The 22,117-nt window shown below is 72.7% G+C and carries 9 protein-coding genes; 6 read left to right on the forward strand and 3 right to left on the reverse strand.

Going from position 1 to position 22,117, the window contains the following annotated elements; genetic code table 11:
* Nucleotides 1-2 precede the first annotated feature (2 nt).
* From ACVTJA_RS11545 to ACVTJA_RS11555, 3 genes are read left to right on the forward strand one after another with little or no spacing between them, the layout of a single operon-like run.
* Complete coding sequence (locus ACVTJA_RS11545) at nt 3-2,045, forward strand: FtsX-like permease family protein (RefSeq protein WP_465836402.1); 2,043 nt, start codon at nt 3-5, stop codon at nt 2,043-2,045.
* Between the two features lie 3 nt (nt 2,046-2,048).
* Nucleotides 2,049-3,359 (forward strand): ABC transporter permease, encoded by a 1,311-nt coding sequence (locus ACVTJA_RS11550; protein ID WP_465836404.1) that lies wholly within the window; start codon nt 2,049-2,051, stop codon nt 3,357-3,359.
* The gene (locus ACVTJA_RS11555) at nt 3,359-4,135 is read left to right on the forward strand and encodes an outer membrane lipoprotein-sorting protein (protein WP_465836406.1); all 777 of its coding nucleotides are present in this window, start codon (nt 3,359-3,361) and stop codon (nt 4,133-4,135) included. The genes ACVTJA_RS11550 and ACVTJA_RS11555 overlap by 1 nt, the downstream gene beginning before the upstream one ends.
* A gap of 27 nt (nt 4,136-4,162) precedes the next feature.
* On the opposite strand, the gene ACVTJA_RS11560 is transcribed toward ACVTJA_RS11555, so the two are convergent.
* Together ACVTJA_RS11560 and ACVTJA_RS11565 are read right to left on the reverse strand one after the other, a co-directional pair.
* Complete coding sequence (locus ACVTJA_RS11560) at nt 4,163-17,740, reverse strand: amino acid adenylation domain-containing protein (protein WP_465836407.1); 13,578 nt, start codon at nt 17,738-17,740, stop codon at nt 4,163-4,165.
* 18 nt (nt 17,741-17,758) lie between these two features.
* Nucleotides 17,759-19,258 carry a hypothetical protein gene (locus ACVTJA_RS11565; RefSeq protein ID WP_465836409.1) on the reverse strand — a complete coding sequence of 500 codons (1,500 nt, stop codon included), beginning with the start codon at nt 19,256-19,258 and terminating at the stop codon, nt 17,759-17,761.
* Between the two features lie 22 nt (nt 19,259-19,280).
* On the opposite strand from ACVTJA_RS11565, the gene ACVTJA_RS11570 reads away from it, so the two are divergent.
* Nucleotides 19,281-19,619, forward strand: coding sequence for a hypothetical protein (locus tag ACVTJA_RS11570; RefSeq protein ID WP_465836411.1), 339 nt, complete (start codon nt 19,281-19,283; stop codon nt 19,617-19,619).
* Here the strand turns inward: ACVTJA_RS11570 and ACVTJA_RS11575 are convergent.
* Nucleotides 19,583-20,776 (reverse strand): cupin-like domain-containing protein, encoded by a 1,194-nt coding sequence (locus tag ACVTJA_RS11575; protein WP_465836413.1) that lies wholly within the window; start codon nt 20,774-20,776, stop codon nt 19,583-19,585. The two genes, ACVTJA_RS11570 and ACVTJA_RS11575, sit on opposite strands and share 37 nt — an antisense overlap.
* 134 nt (nt 20,777-20,910) lie before the next feature.
* Here ACVTJA_RS11575 and ACVTJA_RS11580 point away from each other — a divergent pair, with 134 nt between their 5' ends.
* Entirely contained in the window at nt 20,911-21,093 is a 183-nt protein-coding gene (locus ACVTJA_RS11580) for a Xan family putative trans-acting RiPP leader peptide (RefSeq protein WP_465836415.1), read from the forward strand.
* Nucleotides 21,094-21,111: 18 nt separating this feature from the next.
* Nucleotides 21,112-22,110 carry a Rieske 2Fe-2S domain-containing protein gene (locus tag ACVTJA_RS11585; protein ID WP_465836416.1) on the forward strand — a complete coding sequence of 333 codons (999 nt, stop codon included), beginning with the start codon at nt 21,112-21,114 and terminating at the stop codon, nt 22,108-22,110.
* Nucleotides 22,111-22,117: the final 7 nt, after the last annotated feature.

Here is a 22,117-nt window from a genome sequence, read left to right on the forward strand (position 1 = left end):
TGATGCTCCTCCACTTCGCCCTGCAGAGCGTGCGCTCCCGCCCGAGGAGCTGGCTGGTCGGCCTGCTCGCGGCCTTCATGGCGGCCCTGCTCACGCTGGGGCTGGCCCTGGTGGGCAGCATCTATGACGGGACGCGCCGCAGCATGATTGAGAGCGGCGCGGGCCATCTCCAGGTCTACAACTCCACCTCTCCGGAAGGGCCGCAGATGTCGCTGGGGCCTGGGGGCGCGCCGCAGCTCGTGCCGCTGCCGGACTTCGGCGCCACCGAGCGCCTCCTGCGCGAGGTGGAGGGCGTGGACGAGGTCGTGCCGCTGGAGGTGGGGGCGGGCCAGGTGTTCCGCGGCAACTACCTCGACGAGAAGCTGGCCTCGGTGCGCGCCGTCACCCGCGAGCCGGCCTCTCCCGAGCGGAGCGCGCGACTGGCGCGGCTGGCGGAGGACCTGCGGCGCACGCTGGAGCGCGTGGCCCATGACGCGGGGCGACGGGCAGAGGCCTTCACCTCCGGCCCCGAGGCCGAGGAGGACCTGCGCGCGCTGGAGGAGGCGGTGTCCCCCGCCTTCTGGGAGCGCTTCGCGGCCGAGCCCCTGCCCGCGCTGGAGTTCCTGGAGAACCGCGTGGCCAAGCAGGCGGGAGAGGGCGAGTCCATCTACCTCGACTATGTGGGCACGGACCTGCCGCGCTTCGCGAAGATGTTCGCCCGCTTCGAGCTCGTCTCCGGGCAGCTCCCGCCGCCGGGCGCGCGGGGCATGCTGCTGGGGCAGGGCGCGTACGAGCAGTCCTTCAAGCTGCCCATGGCCGCGCGGCTGGACGAGCTGAAGCGCGAGCGGGAGCGTGGCGCCACCTTCGCGGGCGACTCACGGCTGGCCACGCTGTGCGAGCGCAGCCTCGCGGAGGTGCCGGACCTGCTGTCGCGGCTGGACGTGGAGCGGGCCACGGCGCTGCGGGCCGCGCTGGCGCGGGTGCTGGCCCGCACCGGGGAGCTCGAGGAGCTGTTGAAGGCCTTCTGGGCGCTGGACGACGACAACTTCGACGCGCGCTTCCAGGCCTTCTACGCGGAGCTGGCCCCGCACCTTCCGCTCCACCTCATCCGGCCGGGGGACACGCTGGTGCTGCGGGGCACGCTGGATGACGCCTCGGGCGTTCCGGTGAAGGTGTGGGGCACGTACCGCTTCCACGGCCTGGGGGGCGACGGCAGCCAGGCCAACGGCGCGTCGCTGCTGGACCTGGCCACGGTGCGCCACCTGTCGGGCCGGCCCACCCGCATGGAGGTGGAGGAGGCGCGGGCCCTGGTGTCCTCGCTGGGGATGACGGTGGCACCGGAGAAGCTGTCGCCGGACGCCATTGCCCCGCCGCAGGTGGTGGACGTGGAGCCCACCCCCGCGGCGGCCGAGGCCCCCGCGCCCGTCTTCGAGCGCACCGGGCCGCCACCGACATTCTCACCGGAGGACCTGGAGGACGGCATCCTCCATGCCGCCCTCGTGCTGAAGCCGGGCGCGGACCCCGAGGTGGTGGCCGGGCGCATCGGCGCGCTCGCCACGGCGAAGGGCCTTCCCCTGGCGACGGCGGGCTGGCGCGAGGTGGGCGGCTTCGTCACCGGCATGGTGGGGATGACACAGTTGTTGCTGGTGGCGCTCGGCGCGCTGATGGGCCTGTTCGTGCTGGGGATGTCCTCGGGCACGATGCTGCTCCTGGTCCGCGAGCGCGTGGGCGAGGTGGGCACCCTGCGCGCGGTGGGCATGCAGCGCCGCGACGTCTTTCTCGGGCTGCTGCTGGAGGCGCTGGTGCTCGGCGTGGCCGGGAGCGCGCTGGGCCTGGGGGCGGGGACGCTGCTGCTGCGCGGCCTGGTGGGGCAGGGCCTGGCCATCCGCGATGAGTCCCTGCAGTTCTTCCTCGGCGGGGCGGTGCTGCAGCCCCAGCAGGAGGCGTGGCATGCGGCGCTGGTGGGGCTGGTCGTCACGGGGGTGGTGCTGGTGGCCGCGTGGCTTCCCGCCTGGCGTGGCGGCGCGGTGACACCCGTGGTGGCCATGCGCCAGAGGGAGGACTGACGAATGCTTTCACTGGCGGGCATCGCGCTGCGCAACCTGTTCCTCCGCCGAGAGCAGGGCCTGCTGCTCTTCGCCGTCATCGCCGCCGCCAGCGCGGCGCTGGTGGGGGTGATGGCCCTGAGCGCGGGGGTGGCCGCGAGCCAGCGGGACGTGGTGACGACGTTCCTCAGCGGCGAGCTCAACGTGGGCGGCTTCTTCAAGGTCCACCCCGACACCATCTCCCCGGTGGTGGGGGACGCGGTGCGGGTGCGCGCCGTGGTGGAGCCGCTGGTTCCGGCGGAGTGCAGCCTGCGCGAGCGGGGCCGCGGACATGCCACCGCCGGCGCGGGCCGCCACCGGGTGCGCTCCTACGTGGTGGCGCTGGACGTGGCGGGCGAGGGCGCGGCCCTGAACCGCTTCAAGGTGAAGGAGGGCGCGCTTCAGGCGCTAGCGCGGCCGCGCACGGTGGCCCTGTCCACCCAGCTGGCCGGGCGGCTGCACGTGGGCGTCGGGGACATCACGACGCTCTTCACCCGGACGGTGGCCGGCCAGCGCAACGCGCTCGACGTGGAGGTGGTGGCGGTGACGGAGCGCTCCGGCCTGCTCGGTGAGAGCGCGGGCCTGCTCGTCTCCAACGCCACGCTGCGGGAACTGGACGGGTACCGGCCGGGCTCCGCGGGCGTGTTGCAGGTGGCGTGCGGCGGCGCGTCCGGCGAAGGGCTGGACGTGGACGCGCTGGCGGACCGGCTGCGCGAGTCGCTGAAGCAGGCGGGGTTCGCGGTGCTGCCCCCCTCCCACGAGGCCTATGGCGACAAGCTCGCTCCGCTGCTGCGCGAGGGCTGGGCGGGCCAGCGGCTGGACGTGACGACGTGGGAGGACGAGTCCGCCTTCCTCGACTTCATCGCCGCGGGGCTGGCCGCGCTGACCGCGCTGCTGGGCGCCATCTTCCTGGTGGTGGTGATGATGGGCCTGTTCATGTCCCTGAGCGTCGCCGTGCGCGAGCGGACGCGGGAGATTGGCACGCTGCGCGCGGTGGGAATGCAGCGCCGCTCGGTGGTGGGCCTGTTCATTCTGGAGGGGATGCTGCTGGGCGCGGTGTCCTCCGGGGTGGGGGCCGCCGTGTCGGTGGGCCTGTGCGTGCTGCTGCGCGACGCCATCCCCCTGCCGGAAGCGCTCGGGGGCTTCCTCTTCAGCGGCACCCTGCCGCTGGCGCCGTCGCCCGGCCACGTGGTGGCCGCCGTGCTGCTGGCCACCGTGGGGGCCGCCCTGGCCTCCATCATCCCGGCGGCGCGCGCCGCCGCTCATTCACCGCGGTCCGCCATGGAGTCCCTCTGATGCGCCTGCGCGTCCTGAAGCCGTCGCTCGTCGTCGTGGCCCTGCTCCTGCCGGTGCTGGCCGGCGCGGCGGAGTCTCCCCCTTCCCCGGACGCGCTGCTGCGCCAGGTGGACGCGCGAATGGCCATGCAGAGTGACTACCGGGGCGTCGTCCGCATCCGGGAGACGCGCAAGGACGGCGTCGAGCGCGTCTTCGAGATGCAGGTCTACCGCCGCGACTCGACGCAGAACTTCATGATGCTCGTCACCCAGCCGCGCAACATGGCGGGCAGCGGGTACCTGCGCATCGGGAAGAACCTCTGGGAGTACAACGCCGCCCTCGGCCACTGGGAGCGCACCACGCGGCGGGCCAACATCGTGGGCACCATCGCCTGCGAGGGGGACTTCGACCGCTCGCGGCTGGCCGAGGACTACACCGCCGTCGACGAGGGCGAGGAGACCCTCCAGGGCACGCGCTACCGCAAGCTGCTGCTCACCGCGCGGCAGGAAGCCGATGTGAGCTTCCCCCGGCTGCGCCTGTGGCTGGACCGGGACCTCAACATCGTCAAGCGCGTGGGCTACGCGCCCTCCGGGCGGGTGCTGCGCACGGACGTCATCCGCACCTACCAGCGGCTGAAGGACCCCGCCAACCAGCAGCCCGTTCTCCACTACCGCGAGGTCTTCGAGATGGAGGAGGAGGAGGGCACGCAGCTCGTCGTCCGCTACGAGGACGTGCAGCTCGGGCCCTTGAGCCCCAACATCTTCACCAAGTCGTGGCTGGAGGGCCGCCTGCGGTAGCACCTCCCGCGCAAGGCGGCCCGCCCGTCACCCTCCGCCGCGGCACCGGGCCAGGAGCCGTGCCGCCATCGCGTCCACGAAGGGCGGCCTCAGGACGGAGGAATGCCCGCCCGGCAGGACGACCAGGTCGATGCGCTCACGCGGCATCTCCTCGCTCCAGCCCAGCGTCTCGTCCTGGGCGGGCGAACCCTCGGCGCGGAAGAGCAGGAGCCGCGAGCGCACGGACGGCATGCTCCAGCCGCGCACCTGCGGCACCAGGAGCTCGCCGATGAGATGCCACATGTGCGCGAGGTCTCCTCCAGTGAAGTGGAGCGCCAGGTTGCCGCTCTCGCGGGCGCGGGTGGCCAGGTGCTCCCACCGGGCGCCCGCGTCGTCCAACAGGGCCAGCTCGCGCTCCAGTCCACCGTCGAGCACCCCCAACATCTCCGCCACCTGCAGGACGGGCGGAAGGGGCGTGGGCTCCACGGCATTCACCGCGCGGACGGTGATGGCCTCGACGAGGGCCAGCACCTGCACCTCCTCGCCCGCGGCCTCGAGCGCGGCGGCGACGCCCACCGCCGGATAGCCTCCGTAGGAGAAGCCGGCGAGCCGGTAGGGCCCGTGCGGCTGCACGGCGCGGACGTCCCGTGTGTACGCCGCGATGCGCTCCTCGAAGGTGGCGTAGCCGGGCTGCGACAGCGTCTCCGGCGCCTGCACGCCGTAGCAGCGCAGGTGGGGTTCGAGCCGCGGCACCAGGTGGCGGTAGTGGTGCAGCTCGCCGTCACCAGCGTGGAAGAGGAAGAGGGCCGGGGCCTCCGCCGGCACGTCCGGCCCGGACAGCCTCACCACGCTGGACGTGGGAGGGCCCTGCGCCAGCAGCTCCCTGAGCGCGTCCGCGGCCTCTCTCAGCACGGGGTATTGGAAGAGGGTGGCCAGGGGAATGGGCATCCCGAACTCCTCCTCCATGCGCCCCAGCAGCCGCATGCCCAGCAGCGAGTCGCCGCCGTGCTGGAAGAAGTCGTCGCCGGGGCCCAGCTCCGGCTTGCGCAGCACCTCGCGCCACAGGCGCAACAGCCGCAGCTCCAGCGTGGAGCGGAAGGCCAGCGCCGACAGGATTTCGCCCTTCGGCGCCTGGGGCGCGGCGGGCACCGCCTCCGGGTCCGGCAGCGCGTGGCGGTCCACCTTGCCGTTGGCGTTGACGGGCAGTTGCTCCATGACGACGAGGGACGCGGGCACCATGTACGCGGGCAGCTGCGCGGCCGCGTGGGCCCGCAGCGCGTCCGGAGTGACGGCGTCCGGCGGGGCCTGCACGTAGGCGGCGAGCTGCTGCGTGGCGGTGGAGGCCTGGCGGACCACCACCACGGCCTCCTCCACGCGGGGGAAGCGCCGCAGGCATGCCTCGATTTCCGACAGCTCGACGCGGAAGCCGCGAATCTTCACCTGGTGGTCCGAGCGGCCGAGGAAGCGCAGCCGTCCGTCCGGCAGCAGCCGGGCCAGGTCTCCCGTGTGGTACATGCGCGCGCCCGGCTCGGCGGAGAAGGGGTCCGGGATGAAGCGCTCGGCGGTGAGGTGCGGCGCGCCCAGGTAGCCGCGGGAGGGCGCGGCCCCGCCGATGAACACGCGGCCCGGCAGGCCGGGCAGCACCGGCGCCAGGGCCTCGTCCAGGAGGTAGAAGCGGACGCGCGAAATGGGCCGGCCGATGGGAAAGGTGGCGTCGGTGCCCAGGCCCTCCGCGCCGGGGATGTCGCAGGTGGCGGACGTAATCGTGCACTCGGTGGGGCCGTAGACGTTGAGCCAGGGCGCGTGGCCGCCGCCCACGCGCACCCAGGCCTCGAAGGTCTCCCGCTTGAGGACGTCGCCGCCGGGGGCCAGCAGCCGCAGCCGGGGTGGCACGCGCTGGCCGTGGGCCTCCATCTGCCGAATCCACTCCTCGATGTACGTGGGCGGCAGGCTGATGACGGTGATGTCCGTCTCCTCCAGGTACGGCGTCATGGCGTGCGCGGGCACCAGCCCGCTGCGCATCACCACCGTCGCGCCCACCACGAGCGGCGGGTAGAGGTCCTCCGCGGCGGCATCGAAGCTGAGCGGCGCGAACTGAAGCATCCGGTCTCCGGGCTTCAGGCCGAAGCGCCGGGCCAGGGCGACGTTGTGGTTCACCACCGAGCGGTGCTCCACCATGACGCCCTTGGGCTCGCCGGTGGAGCCGGAGGTGAAGACGATGTACGCCAGCTGCGAGTCCGTCACCGCTCGCGGCCCGGGCCCGAGGTCCTCCGCCACGTGCTCCGGGCACGGGGGCACTTCCACCACGGGCGCGAAGTCGTAATGCGTGGACAGGGCCTCGGCGTCCACCCACAGCCGCCGCACGCCCGCGCGCTCCAGCACCGTGTGCTTGCGAGCCTCCGGCCAGCCCGCGTCCAGCGGTACGTAGGTGCCGCCCGCCTTGAGGATGCCCAGGAGCGCGGCCATGCCCTGGTTGGAGGGCTCCATGATGATGCCCACGCGCTCCTCGGGACGCAGGCCCTGCGCGAGCAGGTGCGCGGCCAGCAGGTTGGCGCGGGCATTCAGCTCCGCGTAGCTCCAGGTGATTCCGTCCCGGGCCACGGCGGGCGCGTGCGGGGTGCGGTGCACCTGGGCCTCGAAGAGGGTGTGCACGCACGCGCCGGGCGGCACGTCCTGGGGGTGGGGGCCGCCGTCGAGCGCCGCCAGCACCCGCGAGCGCTCCTGCGCGGACACCAGGGAGAGCGCGGACAGCGGCGCGTCCGGGGCGCGGATGGCGTGGGACAGGAGTGTCCCCAGTGCCTGGGCCAGCCGCTCGGCCGTAGTGGGGGTGAAGAGGGCGCTGTCCGTCGCGAGCAGCCCCTCCCACCCGCCTCCGGGACGCGACTCGAGGCTCACCACCACGTCGTAGGCGGGGAAGACGCCGTCGTCGGGCAGCTGCGCCACGGAGAGCCCGTCGAGAGAGGGCGTGCCGAAGCGGTTCATCAGGAGCAGGGCCTGGGCCAGGGGCGGCGCGGCGCGGGACGCGTCGGGCTGGACGGCATCCGCGATGCGCTTGAAGGGGACCTCCTGGTGGGCGGTGGCGTGCACCACCACGCCGTGGGCGCGGCGCAGCAGCTCGCGGAAGGAAGGTGCGCCCGAGACGTCCGTGCACAGGGGCAGGACGTTGGCGAAGTAGCCCACCCGCTGCTCCACCTGCGGCAGGACGCGCCCGGAGACGGGCGAGGCCACCACCACGTGCGGCTGGGCGGTGAGCCGGTGGAGCCAGGCCTGGGTGAGCGCCAGCGCGGCGGTGAAGCTCGACACGCCCTCCTGTCGCGCGAGGGCCTCGAGCGCGGCCATGTCCGCCGGGACGAGCTCCAGCCGCGTCGGGCGCATGTTGGCGTTGAGGGCCGGGGCGCGGCGCGGGAAGTCGAGCGGCAGGTCCAGCACGGGCGGCGCGTGGGTCAGCGCCTGCTTCCAAGACTCGAGGCTCGCGTCGAGCTGGCGCAGGTGCTCGGGACGGCGCTGCCAGAGAGCGAAGTCGCCGTACTGGATGGGCGCTGGGGGCAGCAGCTCCGGCTGGCGCGCGAGCGCGGCGCGGTACGCCGTGGCCAGCTCCTCCAGGAGGGCCTGCGTGCCCACGCCGTCGTTGACGAGGTGGCTGGCCGAAACGACGAGCGCGTGCCGGGTGCCGGCGGCATCCAGGCGGGCCAGCTCGAAGCGGTACAGGGGGCCGGTGCGGACGTCGAAGGGCTGCTGGACGTGGCGTGCGGCGACGGCGCGGGCGGCGGTCCTCGCGGACTCCGGGGGCAGGTGTGACAGGTCCGTGCGGGTGAGCACGGGACGCGTCAGGCCGTGGACCACCGCGAAGACGGCCTCGCCTTCCTGGGCGAAGGTGGTCCGCAGCGTCTCGTTCCGCTCCACCACCGCTTCGAGCGCGGACTCCAGCGCGGCGACGTCGAGCGGGCCTTCGAGCGCGAGCGACGTTCCGACCACATAGGGCGGGGCCTCCGGGAGCTGGAGCGCGTACCAGAGCCGCTCCTGCACCAGCGAGGCCGGGAAGCGCGAGGGCCTGGGTGTGAGGGGCCGCAGCTCATCCCGGGCCCCGGCCGCGCCCGCGAGCGCCGAGGCGAGGCCTGCGACGGTGGGCAAGGAGAAGAGGGAGGTGAGAGGCAACTCGACGCCGAAGGCCTGACGCACGCGGGCCACGAGGCGCACGGCGCTCAGCGAGTGGCCACCGAGGCGGAAGAAGTCGTCCTCGCGCCCGACGCGCTCGACGCCCAGCACCTGGCAGAACAACTGCGCCAGCACCTCCTCCACCGGCCCGCGAGCAGGCTCCCCTCGCGGTGCGGACTCGTCCTCAGGCACCGGCCGTTTCGCCAGCGCGTCACGGTCCACCTTGCCGTTGGAGGTGGTGGGCAGCGAGTCGAGGGCGACGAGGCGCGAGGGCACCATGGGCGCCGGCAGCGACTGGGCCAGCGAGGCGAGCACCGCGTGCGAGGAGGTGCCTTCCTCCAGGCGGACGAAGGCCTCCAGGCGCACGTCGGAAGTGCCTTGGGCCGAGCGGGCCAGCACCGCCGCCTGACGCACGCCGGGAAGGCGCGAGAGGGCCGCCTCCACCTCCTCCAACTCGATGCGCACGCCGCGCACCTTCACCTGGAAGTCGGTGCGGCCCAGGTAGCTCAGGGTGCCGTCGGCATTCCAGCGCACCCGGTCTCCGGTGCGGTACAGGCGCTGGCCGGCGGAGGAGGAGAAGGGGTGGGGGACGAAGCGCTCCGCGGTGAGGTGGGGAAGGGAGCGGTAGCCACGCGAGAGGCCCTCTCCGCCCAGGTACAACTCTCCGGGCACGCCCACCGGCACCGGCTGCCCCGCCTCGTCCAGCACGTAGGCCTCCACGCGCGGCAGCGGGCGGCCCAGTCGCGAGCTCGCATCGGGCCTCAGTGCGTGGAGGGTGGAGAGGCACGTGGCCTCGCAGGGGCCATAGCCGTTGAGCAGTTGGACGGGGCCGGAGGCCAGCCGCTGCACCAGCGCCTCCGGCGCGGGCTCTCCACCGAGCTGCAGCCAGGACAGATGTCGCAGGGCCTCTTCGGCGCCGGCCTCTTCATCCAGGGCCGCGAGCACCACGGACGGCGTCGCCAGCAGGTGGGTGACGTCGTGCTGTCGCGCATCCCGCGCGAGGCCCTGGGGCCCGGTGGCCCGCAGCACCACGCGAGCGCCGCGTGTCAGCGGATAGAGCAACTCCAGCACGTGGACATCGAAGGCCACCGAGGCCGCGGCCAGCGTGGCGTCATCGGGACGGGAGGGATAGCCGGAGTCCGCGGCCGCGAAGAGGTGGCAGAGGTTGCGGTGAGAGAGCTCCACGGCCTTGGGTTGGCCGGTGGTGCCGGAGGTGAAGAGGACGAGGGCGAGGTGCTCGGCGGAAGGCGGAGTCAGCGGGGCGACGAGGCCGTGCGAGTCCGGGGTGAGCAGGTGCGCGACGGGCGGAGGCTGCGGGAAGAGGCCTTCCGTGGCCACGAGGAAGCGGGCACCGGACTGGTGCAGCAGGGCCGCCCTGCGCGCCGGAGGATGCGTGGGCTCCAGCGGCAGGTACGCAGCTCCGGCCTTGAGGGTGGCCAGCAGCGAGATGAGGAGCGCGGCGGAGCGCTCCACGCACACGCCGACGACGGACTCGGGACCGGCACCGAGGGCGGCGAGGTGTGAGGCCAGGGCCGAGGCCCGCGCGTCCAACTGGGCGTAGGTGAGGGCCTCGTGGGAGCTGGCGACCTCGAGCGCCAGGGCGTCGGGGCGCAGGGCCACCTGGGCGTCCCAGAGGGAGACGAAGGTGGCCTGAGCGTCGAAGGGACGCTGGGTGGCATTGAAGTCATGCAGCACCTGCTGGCGTTCCGCGGGCGTCAGCAGGGGCAGCGTGGCCAGGGGCGAAAGAGGCGAGCTCAGCGCGCCTTCCAGCAGCCGCAGGTAGTGGCCCAGCAGCCGCCGCACCGTGTCCGCCTCGTACAGGTCGCTGCTGTACTCGGCGCTCACGTGGAGGGCTTCCTCGTCGTGGAGGACGTGCAGCGTCAGGTCGAACTTGGCGGTGGTGGAGGGCAGGGGGCGTGAGCGGACGGTGAGGCCGCCGAGGTGGGGCGAGGCAGCGGCGCGGGTCCAGACGAAGGCCACCTGGGCCAGCGGCGCATGAGCGGGGCCGCGCTGCACGCCGAGGTCCTGGACGACGCGCTCGAAGGGAGCGTCCTGGTGGGCGAAGGACTCCAGGGCGGTGGAGCGCACCCGGGTCAGCAGCGAGGCGAAATCGTCACCGGGCCGCAGGCGGGTGCGCAGCACCACGGTGTTGACGAAGAGGCCCACCACGTCCTCGGTGGCCGGGTGCGAACGGCCGGAAACGGGCACGGCCACGCAGACATCCGCCTGGCCCGAGTAGCGGCGCAGCAACTCGGCGAAGGCCGCATGCAGCACCATGAAGGGCGTCACGCCCTGCTGCCGGCAGAAGGCCTCCAACGCCCGCGACAGCTCCGCGGACAGGGGCGCCCCTTCGATGGCTCCGCCCCTGCTGGAGAGGACGGACGGGCGCGGCTTGTCCATGGGGAGCTGGAGCATTCGCGGCGCGTCCGCGAGCTGCTGGCGCCAGTACTCCCGCTGCCGTGCCTCCCGCTCCTGGAGCGGGGGCGTGCGCTGCCACTCGGCCACGTCCGCCCAGTCCAGCTTCACGGGTGCGAGCGCGGGCTCGTGTCCCTGGAGGAAGGCACGGTAGGCCTCGCCCAGCTCGTGCATGAGCACGGAGAGCGAGAGCCCATCCACCAGCAGGTGGTGGAAGACGAGCAGCAGCACATGGTGCTCGGGAGCGAGCCTCCACAGGTGGAAGCGGTACAGCGGGCCTTCGCTCATGGAGAAGGGACGCCCGGCTTCCTGTCGCAGGCGCTGCCCCAGGGCCTCGCCGGAGGAGCTGTCCGCCTCCAGGGACTCCACCATCAACACCCGGCCGGGCACCGGGAGGAGCACGGGCGCGGGCTGGCCCTCGTGCGAGGGCACCGCCAGCCGGAGCACGGCGTGGCGTTCCACCAACCACCACAGCGCGGACTCCAGGGCCTCCACGTCCAGCGCGCCGTGCAGCTCCAGGGCCTCCGGGATGTGGTACGCGCCGGAGTCGGGCTGGAGCTGGTGCAGGAACCACATGCGCTCCTGCGAGAAGGACAGCACCTCGGCCGTGGGGTTGGCGCGAGGCGTGGGCCCGGGCAACAGCGGTCCGGCCGCCCCCTCCTGAAGTCCCGCGAGCGCCGAGGCCAGGCCGGCGACGGTGGGAGAGGAGAAGAGGGAGGTGAGGGGCAGCTCGACGCCGAAGGCCTGCCGCACGCGGGCCACGAGGCGCACGGCGCTCAGCGAGTGGCCGCCAAGGCGGAAGAAGTCGTCCTCGCGCCCGACGCGCTCGACGCCCAGCACCTGGCAGAAGAGCTGCGCCAGCACCTCCTCCACCGGCCCGCGAGCAGGCTCCCCTCGCGGTGCGGACTCGTCCTCAGGCACCGGCCGTTTCGCCAGCGCGTCACGGTCCACCTTGCCGTTGGAGGTGGTGGGCAGCGAGTCGAGGGCGACAAGGCGCGAGGGCACCATGGGCGCCGGCAGCGACTGGGCCAGCGAGGCGAGCACCGCGTGCGAGGAGGTGCCCTCCTCCAGACGGACGAAGGCCTCCAGGCGCACGTCGGAAGTGCCTGCAGCCGAGCGGGCCAGCACCGCCGCCTGACGCACGCCGGGAAGGCGCGAGAGGGCCGCCTCCACCTCCTCCAACTCGACGCGCACGCCGCGCACCTTCACCTGGAAGTCGGTGCGGCCCAGGTAGCTCAGGGTGCCGTCGGCATTCCAGCGCACCCGGTCTCCGGTGCGGTACAGGCGCTGGCCGGCGGAGGAGGAGAAGGGGTGGGGGACGAAGCGCTCCGCGGTGAGGTGGGGAAGGGAGCGGTAGCCACGCGAGAGGCCCTCTCCGCCGAGGTACAACTCTCCGGGCACGCCCACCGGCACCGGCTGCCCCGCCTCGTCCAGCACATAGGCCTCGGAGCGAGCCAGGGGCACGCCCAACCTCACGGCCCGCCCCGTCGCCACCCGCTCCGCCACCACGGCGATGGTCGTCTCCGTGGGGCCGTACGTGTTGAGCAGCCGGGACGCGAGCTGTTGCGCGAGGGCATCCGGCAGCGCCTCGCCGCCACAGATGAGCGTCTTCAGCGCGCGCAGTGCCTCCGGGCCTCCGGGCTCCTCCAGCGCCGTCGCCAGCGACGACGGCGTGGTGCTGACATGGGTGACGCCATACCGCGCGACGTCCTGTCCCAGCCCCAGCGGCCCGACGGCGCGCAGCACGACGCTGGCGCCCCGGGTGAGTGCGTAGAAAAGCTCTTCGAGGTGGATGTCGAAGGAGAAGCTGCTGGAGGCGGCCCAGCAGTCACCAGGACGGGTGTCGTAGAGAGAGTCGAAGGCGTCGAAAGCGTGGACGAGGTTGCGGTGGGAGAGCTCGACGCCCTTGGGCTCGCCGGTGGAGCCGGAGGTGAAGAGGACGTAGGCGAGCGAGTCGGGCGAAGCGGAGGGCAGCGCCACCCGGGCAGCAGCGGGCAGCAGGTGGGGTTGCACCAGCGGCACCGGCAGCTCGGTGCCCGCGAAGAGGTGGGGTGAGGAGAGGACGCAGCGCGCACCGGCACGGCGCAGCAGCAGAGCGCGGCGCTCGGGCGGATGGCTGGGCTCCAGGGGCAGGCAGCCGGAGCCACTCAGGAGGATGGCCAGCAGGCCCACCACCGCTTCGGCCGAGCGCTCCAGGCACAGGCCGATGACGGACTCGGGCCCCGCGCCCAGGGCCACCAGGTGCTGGGCCAGGGCCAGGGCGCGCGTGTGCAGTTGGGCGAAGGTGAGGGCCTCGTCGCTGCCGGCCACTCGAAGCGCGAGGGCCTCCGGCGAGCGCGCCACCTGCGCCATCCAGAGCGAGGCGACGGTGGCGTGCGAGTCGAAGGGGCGCGCGGTGTCGTTGAAGGCGCGCAGCACCTGCTCGCGCTCCTCGGGCGTCAGCACGGGCAGCGCATCCACGCGCGTGGCCGGAGCGTGCAGTGCCCCTTCCAGCAGCCGCAGGTAGTGCCCCACCATCCGCTGGATGGTGGAGGCTTCGAACAGGTCGGTGCTGTACTGCACCGCCACTTCGAAGCCCCGGGCGCTCGCGTGGACGGTCAGCGAGAAATCGAAGTGGGTCGTCCGGATGTCCAGCTCCACCGGCCGGGCGGAGAGACCGGGGAAGGCACCAGCCAGCGAGTCCTCTTGTTGGTACAGGTCGAACATCACCTGGAAGAGGGGCGAGTGGCCCGGGCTGCGCTCCACGCCCAGCGCCTGGATGACACGCTCGAAGGGAGCGTCCTGGTGGAGCATCGCCTCCAGGGTGGTGGTGCGCGCCTGGGCCAGGAGCGCCTCGAACGAGTCGCCGGTGCCCACGTGATTGCGCAGCACCAGCGTGTTGACGAGGGGGCCGACGACGTCCTCGGTCGACGGGTGGGAGCGGCCAGCGACGGGGGTGCCCACGCAGAAGTCGGACTGCTGCGAGTAGCGCCGCAGCAGCGCGGTGAAGGCCGCGTAGAACACCATGAAGGGTGTCACCTGCCGCTCGCGGCATAGCTCCCGCGCCGCCTTCACCAGGGAGGGTGGCAACGGCTGCCGCTGGGTGAGGCGCCCCTGCGGCGAGAGCCGGGTGGGGCGGGGCCTGTCGATGGGGAGCGACAGCATCCCCGGAGCGCCGTCGAGCCTGCGTGTCCAGTACTCCAGTTGCGTCTGCGCATGGGCGCGCACGGCGTCGGTTCGCTGCCACTCGGCCACGTCCGCCCAGTCCAGCTTCACGGGAGCGAGCACGGGAGCCCGCCCCTCGTGGAAGGCGCGGTACGCCTCGCCCAGCTCGCGCACGAGGATGGACAGCGACAGCCCGTCCACCAGCAGGTGGTGGAAGACGAGCAGCAGCACGTGGTGCTCCGCCTCCAGCGTGAGCAACCCGAAGCGGTAGAGCGGCCCTCGCGCCATGTCGAAGGGCCGGTGAAGCTCCTCGCGGAGCCAGCTGTCGCGCCGCGCGGACGCGTCGCTTCCTTCGGCTGGCGTCTCGTGCGCCAGCACCCGGCCGGGCACCGGGAGCAGCACGGGCGCGGGCTGGCCCTCGTGCGAGGGCACCGCCAGCCGCAGCACGGGGTGGCGTTCCACCATCCAGCGCAAGGCGCTTTCCAATGCGCGCACGTCGAGCGGTCCCCTCAGCTCGACGGCCTCCGGGATGTGGTACGCGCTGGAGTCGGGCTGGAGTTGCTGGATGAACCACAGCCGCTCCTGGGTGGAGGACAGCACCGGTGGCGCATCCGCCGGCCTCGGCGATGGCGAAGGCAACCGCGGAGCAGCCGCACCCTGAAGCCCCGCGAGCGCCGAGGCCAGGCCGGCGACGGTGGGAGAGGAGAAGAGGGAGGTGAGGGGCAGCTCGACGCCGAAGGCCTGCCGCACGCGGGCCACGAGGCGCACGGCGCTCAGCGAGTGGCCGCCAAGGCGGAAGAAGTCGTCCTCGCGCCCGACGCGCTCGACGCCCAGCACCTGGCAGAAGAGCTGCGCCAGCACCTCCTCCACCGGCCCGCGAGCAGGCTCCCCTCGCGGTGCGGACTCGTCCTCAGGCACCGGCCGTTTCGCCAGCGCGTCACGGTCCACCTTGCCGTTGGAGGTGGTGGGCAGCGAGTCGAGGGCGACAAGGCGCGAGGGCACCATGGGCGCCGGCAGCGACTGGGCCAGCGAGGCGAGCACCGCGTGCGAGGAGGTGCCCTCCTCCAGACGGACGAAGGCCTCCAGGCGCACGTCGGAAGTGCCTGCAGCCGAGCGGGCCAGCACCGCCGCCTGACGCACGCCGGGAAGGCGCGAGAGGGCCGCCTCCACCTCCTCCAACTCGACGCGCACGCCGCGCACCTTCACCTGGAAGTCGGTGCGGCCCAGGTAGCTCAGGGTGCCGTCGGCATTCCAGCGCACCCGGTCTCCGGTGCGGTACAGGCGCTGGCCGGCGGAGGAGGAGAAGGGGTGGGGGACGAAGCGCTCCGCGGTGAGGTGGGGAAGGGAGCGGTAGCCACGCGAGAGGCCCTCTCCGCCCAGGTACAACTCTCCGGGCACGCCCACCGGCACCGGCTGCCCCGCCTCGTCCAGCACGTAGGCTTCGGAGCGAGCCAGGGGCACGCCCAACCTCACGGCCCGCCCCGTCGCCACCCGCTCCGCCACCACGGCGATGGTCGTCTCCGTGGGGCCATAGGCGTTGACCAGCGCCGTGCGCGTCAGCGCCAACTGCGCCACGAGTGGCTCGAGCAATGCTTCGCCACCCACCACGATGACCTTCATGGACCGGAGGGCCTCGGGGGCCCCGGGCTCCTCCAGCACCGTCGCCAGCGACGAAGGCGTGGTGACGACGTGGGTGATGCCGTGCCGGGTGATGTCGCGTCCCAGCCCCAGCGGACCGACCTCACGCAGCAGCACCCGCGCCCCGCGCGTCAGGCAGAAGAGGACATCCTCCAGGTGCATGTCGAAGGAGAAGCTGCTGGAGGCGGCCCAGCAGTCACCAGGACGGGTGTCGTAGAGGGAGTCGAAGGCGTCGAAAGCGTGGACGAGGTTGCGGTGGGAGAGCTCGACGCCCTTGGGCTCGCCGGTGGAGCCGGAGGTGAAGAGGACGTAGGCGAGCGAGTCGGGCGAAGCGGAGGGCAGCGCCACCCGGGCAGCAGCGGGCAGCAGGTGGGGCTGCACCAGCGGCACTGGCAGCTCGGTGCCCGCGAAGAGGTGGGGTGAGGAGAGGACGCAGCGCGCACCGGCGCGGCGCAGCAGCAGAGCGCGGCGCTCGGGCGGATGGCTGGGCTCCAGGGGCAGGCAGCCGGAGCCACTCAGGAGGATGGCCAGCAGGCCCACCACGGCTTCGGCCGAGCGCTCCAGGCACAGGCCGATGACGGACTCGGGCCCCGCGCCCAGGGCCACCAGGTGCTGGGCCAAAGCCAGGGCACGCGCGTGCAGTTGAGCGAAGGTGAGGGCCTCGTCGCTGCCGGCGACTCGCAGGGCAAGGGCCTCCGGCGAGCGCGCCACCTGCGCCATCCAGAGCGAGGCGACAGTGGCGTGCGAGTCGAAGGGGCGCGCGGTGTCGTTGAAGGCGCGCAGCACCTGCGCCTTCTCTTCCGCGCCCAGCAACTCCAGCGAGGACAGGGGCCGCTGGGGCGAGGCCAGTGCCCCCTCCAGCAGCCGCAAGTAGTGCCCCACCATCCGCTGGATGGTGGAGGCCTCGAACAGGTCGGTGCTGTACTGCACCGTCACCCCGAAGCCCTCCGCGCTCTCGATGAGGGTGAGCGACAGGTCGAACTGACTCGTGCCGGTGTCGACGTGCACCGGCCGCGCGGACAGCCCGGGGAAGGCACCGGCCAGCGAGTCCTCTTCCCGGTACAGGTCGAACATCACCTGGAAGAGGGGCGAGTGGCCGGGGCTGCGCTCCACGCCCAGCGTCTGGATGACACGCTCGAAAGGCGCCTCCTGATGGGCGTACGCGGCCAGGGTCGTCTCGCGCGCGTGGGCCAGCACCTCGGAGAAGGTCGCCTTGGGCTGTACGCGGGCGCGCAGCACCACGGTGTTGATGAACAGGCCGACGATTCCCTCCAGCGACAGGTGGGAGCGGCCGGCGACGGGGGTGCCCACGCAGAAGTCGGACTGCTGCGAGTAGCGCCGCAGCAGCGCGGCGAAGGCCGCGTAGAACACCATGAAGGGTGTCACCTGCCGCTCACGGCACAGCGCCCGCACCGCCTGCGTCAGGGGTGGGGCGAGGGGCATCAGCTCGGTCTGCACGCCCTGGTCCGTGCGGGGCGCGGGCCGGGGCTTGTCCGTGGGGAGCTCCAGGACCTGGGGCGCCCCGGCCAGCTGCCGCTGCCAGTACTCCAGGTGGGTCGCCTCCCTCGCCGCGGCGGCGGGCGTGCGCTGCCAGGTCGCGAAGTCCGCATACTCCACGGGCAGCGGCGCCAGCGCGGGAGGCTGCCCACGCACGAGCGCCGTGTAGAGCGCGCCCAGCTCGCGCATCAGGATGTTGTAGCTCCAGCCATCCACCACCAGGTGGTGCAGCGTCAGCGCGAAGACGTGCCGTGTCCCGGACAGGCGGAAGAGGTGGAAGCGGTACAGCGGCCCCTGCTCCAGCACGAAGGGCCGTGCGGCCTCCTCCCGCAGTCGTTGCGCCAGCAGTGCCTGCTGCTCGTGCTCGGGCACGGAGGACAGGTCCTCGAGGGCCAGCACGCGCGCGGGCACCTCCTGGATGCCGAGCCGCGGCTGCCCCGCGGCGGCGGACATCACCGAGCGCAGCGCCTCGTGCCGCGCCAGCAACTGGCACAACGCCCTGTCCAGGGCGGGAGCATCCACCGCGCCGGACAGCTCCACGGCACGCGCCACGTTGTAGGCCGCGGAGCCCGGTGCGAGCTGGTGCAGGAACCACATCCGCTCCTGGGCGGAGGACGGCGCTCCGGGCGTGCCCGCCTCGCGCCGCACCGGGCCCGGGTCGCGCACGGTGTTGGCGTCTTCGGCCCGAGGGGACGGAGTGTTGCGGGTCAGCAGCCGCTGGAGCAGCGCGCGCTTCTCGTCCGGAGTCAGGGAGTCCAGGTCGGTTCGCGAAGTCATGTCAGGTGCTCGGGAACTTCACATCCGGATGAGGACACTGAGCCCGGCCCGGAAGACGGGCGTGCCCATGGGAGGCAGCTCCGTCACGGTGGGGTCGGGCTGGAAACGGAACTCGGTGCCGCGCTCGCCCAGGGGGGCCTCCACGAAGGTCCGGGCGAAGACATCCCGGAGGACGGCCACCTCGAACTCGACCCGCCCCAGCACCGACGGGTCGCCCAGGTTCGCCAGGGCGGTGAGCGTCAGCCGGGGCTCGTACTGACTGCGACGGTCCACGCTCAGCTGCGCCATGCCGTAGGTGCGTCCGAAGAAGAGCGGCAGGTAGTCCTCGGTGGAGCGCAGCCAGGTGAGCTGGGCGCGTTCATCGGTCCCCAGCTCGTTGTAGAAGCCCTCCAGTCGGATGGAGGCGCGGTAGACATCCGCCACGCGGAGCTCGCTCGTCACCCCTCCGCTGACCTGCAGCTTCGGTGACCCGAAGGGACGCTCGACGAAGCCCTCCTCGCCGCGCTCCCACAGGCGCACGTTCGTATCGCGCAGCAGCGCCGCCTCGACGTTGAGGTCGAACGGGCCCACGCCCAGGGACCAGTCCAGCCCGTAGCGCGGTCGCCGGCCCTGTCGGAAGGCGGCGGTCGCGGCCAGCTCGCTCGGGCCAAGCGCCACTTCCGCGCGCACCGCTCCGCCGTAGCGCACCGGACGCTCGTCAGGCCCGGTCAGGTCCGCGGTGACGACGAACCACAGATTGGCGGCCATCGCCTCCCACGGCACATTCACCTTCAGCATGTCCACGCCGGTGCGCAGGTCCACCGCGTCCAGCGGCTTTGGGTTGGGGGGCTGGAGGAAGTCGGTGGGATTCCACACCCGGGAGCTGCCCCACTTGACCTGCTGCCGCCCGACGGTGACGAAGACCCGGTCCAGGAGCCCGAAGTAGAACCAGAACTGGTCCAGCACCGTCTGTGGCGTGGCGAGCTGCTTGTCGAGCGGGTCATACAGGAGCCGCCCGCGCACGAAGCCGCGCAGGTGCTCGGCGGGCCTCACATCCAGGTACACGTCCGTGAGCGAGGGCAGCACGGGCACCATGGACTCGCCGGGGCCTCCCTCGGAGCCGCTCAGCTCCGCCCGCTGGTAGTAGAGGCCGCCCAGGGTGAGCAGGTCCTGCTCCTTGCGCGCGGCCTCTGATCGGAGGGGCTCTGTTTCGATGATGGTGGGGCCCGGGGGAATCTCTCGCACGTCGCCTGAGCCGGGCGCCGCCTCGGAGGGAGGCGCGGCGCTCGTCGCCGGGCTCGCGCCGCTGTCGCCCGGAGGCTCCTCCACCACGACGGGCCGCAGCCACGCATCCGCCGGCGCGGTCGAGGCAGGGGGCGCGCTGCTCCCGGGGACCTCGATGGCGGCGGGCGCGAGCTCCATGGCGGCCGTCGGGGAGCCGGAGGCCTCTTGCGCGCGGGAGGGAGGCGCCCCGACGGTGGTGGAGGCCACATCGGAGGCCACATCGCCCGGGGCAGGAGGCGGTACGAATTCAGCCATCCCGGAAGTGGCGTCCTCCGGTGTGAGCGCGGTCTCCGTCTCCGAAGCCGGCGGGGACGGCTTCGGGGTGCGCCGCATCTTCGTCCTGGAAGCGGAAGGGGACGGGGACGTGCGCCGGACCTTGGACGTCTTCTTGGGCGTCTTCGACGTCTTCTTGGACGTCTTCGATGGCCTGGTGGACCGGTGGCGGGCCGGCGGCTCCGTGTCGGGCGTGGAGGGAGGAGGCTCCAGCGCGGCCATGGCGGTGCCGGCCCAGAGCAGGAGCAGCACGGCGACAGCGGAGGAGGAGGGCATCGGGGGCAGGGGGCCGCGAGGAGAAGCCGTTCAGTTCGTGGGCGGGAGCTCTTCCCGCGCGAAGTAGTTCGTGCCCTGGGCGTTGCGCTCCACCATCGCGGCGAAGGCCCCGGGCTGGGACGGGATGGGGTCTCCCGAGGCATGGAAGACGAAGTGGCTGTAGTAGCGGGCGAGCTGCCGGCGCAGGAAGTCCGGCACCCTCGCGACGAAGCCCCGCGTCTGGGTCCGGTGCTCCGCCTGCTCGGGCGTCTCCCCCGACTCCGCATCCGGGCCCTGCGCGTCCACCGGGGCCGGGGCGAAGACGGTCCGCTCGTAGAGCCGCCAGGCCCGGGCCCGCTGCTCGGCGGTGGCGCCGAAGAAGTGGCGGATGCCCCGCGTCACGTTCTCGCCCATCTCCCCCAACTGCTCGAACGACGCCCCCAGCACCCAGTTGTTGACCATCACGTTGAATCCGAAGGACTCCACGTGATGCCACCACATGGGCGGGATGTAGAGGACCTCGCCCGGCTCGACCACGGCGACCCGTGCCTCGCGCAGCGCGTGCTCGAAGAGGGGGAACCGCGCCCGGTCCAGCTCCAGCAGCCGCACGTGGCTGGCCTGGGCCTGCTTGATCATCCGGTCGAAGGGCGCGTGGTACATGAAGGGCATCAGGTCCGGCGAGAACAGCGTCACCCGCTTGGTGCCCTCGAGCATGCAGATGAAGTTCAGGAAGTCGTCGTAGTGCAGGTTGACCACCTGCCCGTCGGAGCCCACCCACATCAGGGGCCGCACCTGTTCCTCCGACAGGTACGGCAGCACCCGCGGCCCGAGCATCCCGTGCAGCGGCGTGCCCTTCTTGATCAGGTGCGACTGCAGGTACACGTACTCGTCGGACGCGCCGCTCAGGCTTCTCGACATCCGCTCGGAGAACCGGGCGAACGGGACGTCCTCCGTGGACTCGGTGAAGGTCAGCCCCTGGAGGTCGTCGGCGAAGTGGTAGTGGCCCCGGCGCTGGCGCGGCAGCGTCTCGAAGCACACCAACTGCGCGCCGAGCAGCGAGCCCAGCAGGGCCAGCTTCTCCTCGTGGCCCGCCCGCGCGTGCAATTCCTTCAACAGCGCCCAGTCCTCCATGCAGCCGGTGAGGAGCACGGGCTCGCTGTGGGCGAGCTCCCAGAACGCTTCGGGCTCGGGCCGGTGCAGCCGGCGCACGGGACGCGCGTCGAAGGGCAGCGGAGGCAGAGGCATGGCCTCATGCTAGCAGGTGCTCCAGAGCCAGGGGCACCGGAATTTCTCACTCCGCGAGATTTCCCAATCCGTGAGTTGACACGCGCTCGCGGGGCACGCCAGCATGATCTCCCTCCCACCCCTTGGAGCCACGCATGGCGTCGGAAGAAGCTCTCCCGCAGGTCGCTCACGCGTCCGCCGTCTCTCCGTCCACCGAGCAGCCCGTGGCCTCCGCCACCGAGGTTGCCGCGGCCCCGGAGAAGCTCGATGAGATCGAGGAGATCGACTTCCTCCTCGAGGAAATCGAGAGCAAGATCGCCCCGCTCGCCCTGGCGTGAGCCCGTCCGTCCGCCACCGTGCGCCCCTATAACGAAGCCTTCGCCCCGTACTGGCACCCGGTGGCCTTCTCACGGGAGCTGGGTGAGCGCCCTCTGGCCGCGCGTCTGCTCGACACCGACCTGGTGGTGTGGCGCACGGGCTCCGGCGTCGCGGCGACCCAGCGCTACTGCGCGCACCGCGGCGCGGATCTACGCGACGGGCAGCCCACCCCCGAGGGCCTGCGCTGCGCCTTCCACGGCTGGACGTACGGCCGGGACGGCCGCTGCGTGCGGGTGCCGTCCCAGCCGGGCGTGCCGGCGCCTGCGGGCGCGGTGCTCGCGTCGTTCCAGGCCACGGAGCGCTACGGCCTCGTCTGGGTGTGCCTGTCGGCCACACCCGCGGCGCCGCTGCCCGAGTGGCCCGAGTTGGAGGACGGCAGCGTCGCCACCGTGGAGCTGCCCCGGCTCGACTGGGACGTGGCCGCGGGCCGCATGGTGGAGGTGGTCCTCGACGTGGCGCACCTGTCCTGGGTGCACCAGGGCACCTTCGGCAACCCGGATCAGCAGGAGGTGCCCGCCTATGACGTGGAGCGGCGCCCGGGTGGGCTGCGCTCGCAGATCATCTACCCCGCGCTCTCGCCGTCCATTGGCGGAGCCCCGCCCCGGGTGGACCGCACCACGCTCACCTATGACGTGACGTGGCCCTTCGCCGTGCGCCTGTCGTTCAAGCCCACGCTCTTCTACGTCCACACGGTGTACGCCATCGCCTCGCCGCGCTCCGAGGAGAAGATGGAGTGCTTCTACTTCTCGTCGTACCACCCGCGGCTGCGCGGCCACTTCCCGGACATGTTCGTGAAGAGCGAGCAGGCCATCCTCGAGCAGGACCGCCGCGTCCTCGAAGGCGTCCGGCCCCGGGCCCACCCGACGGACTTCTCCGGCGAGGTCCTCACAAAGGCGGACCGGCTGCCCATTGAATACCGCCGGGGCGTGATCGCCATCCGCGAGGGCCGCCCTCCGGACGGCCCCCTTGCGGAATGAACGTGCC

The sequence above is a fragment of the Pyxidicoccus sp. M6 genome (genome assembly GCF_055568925.1).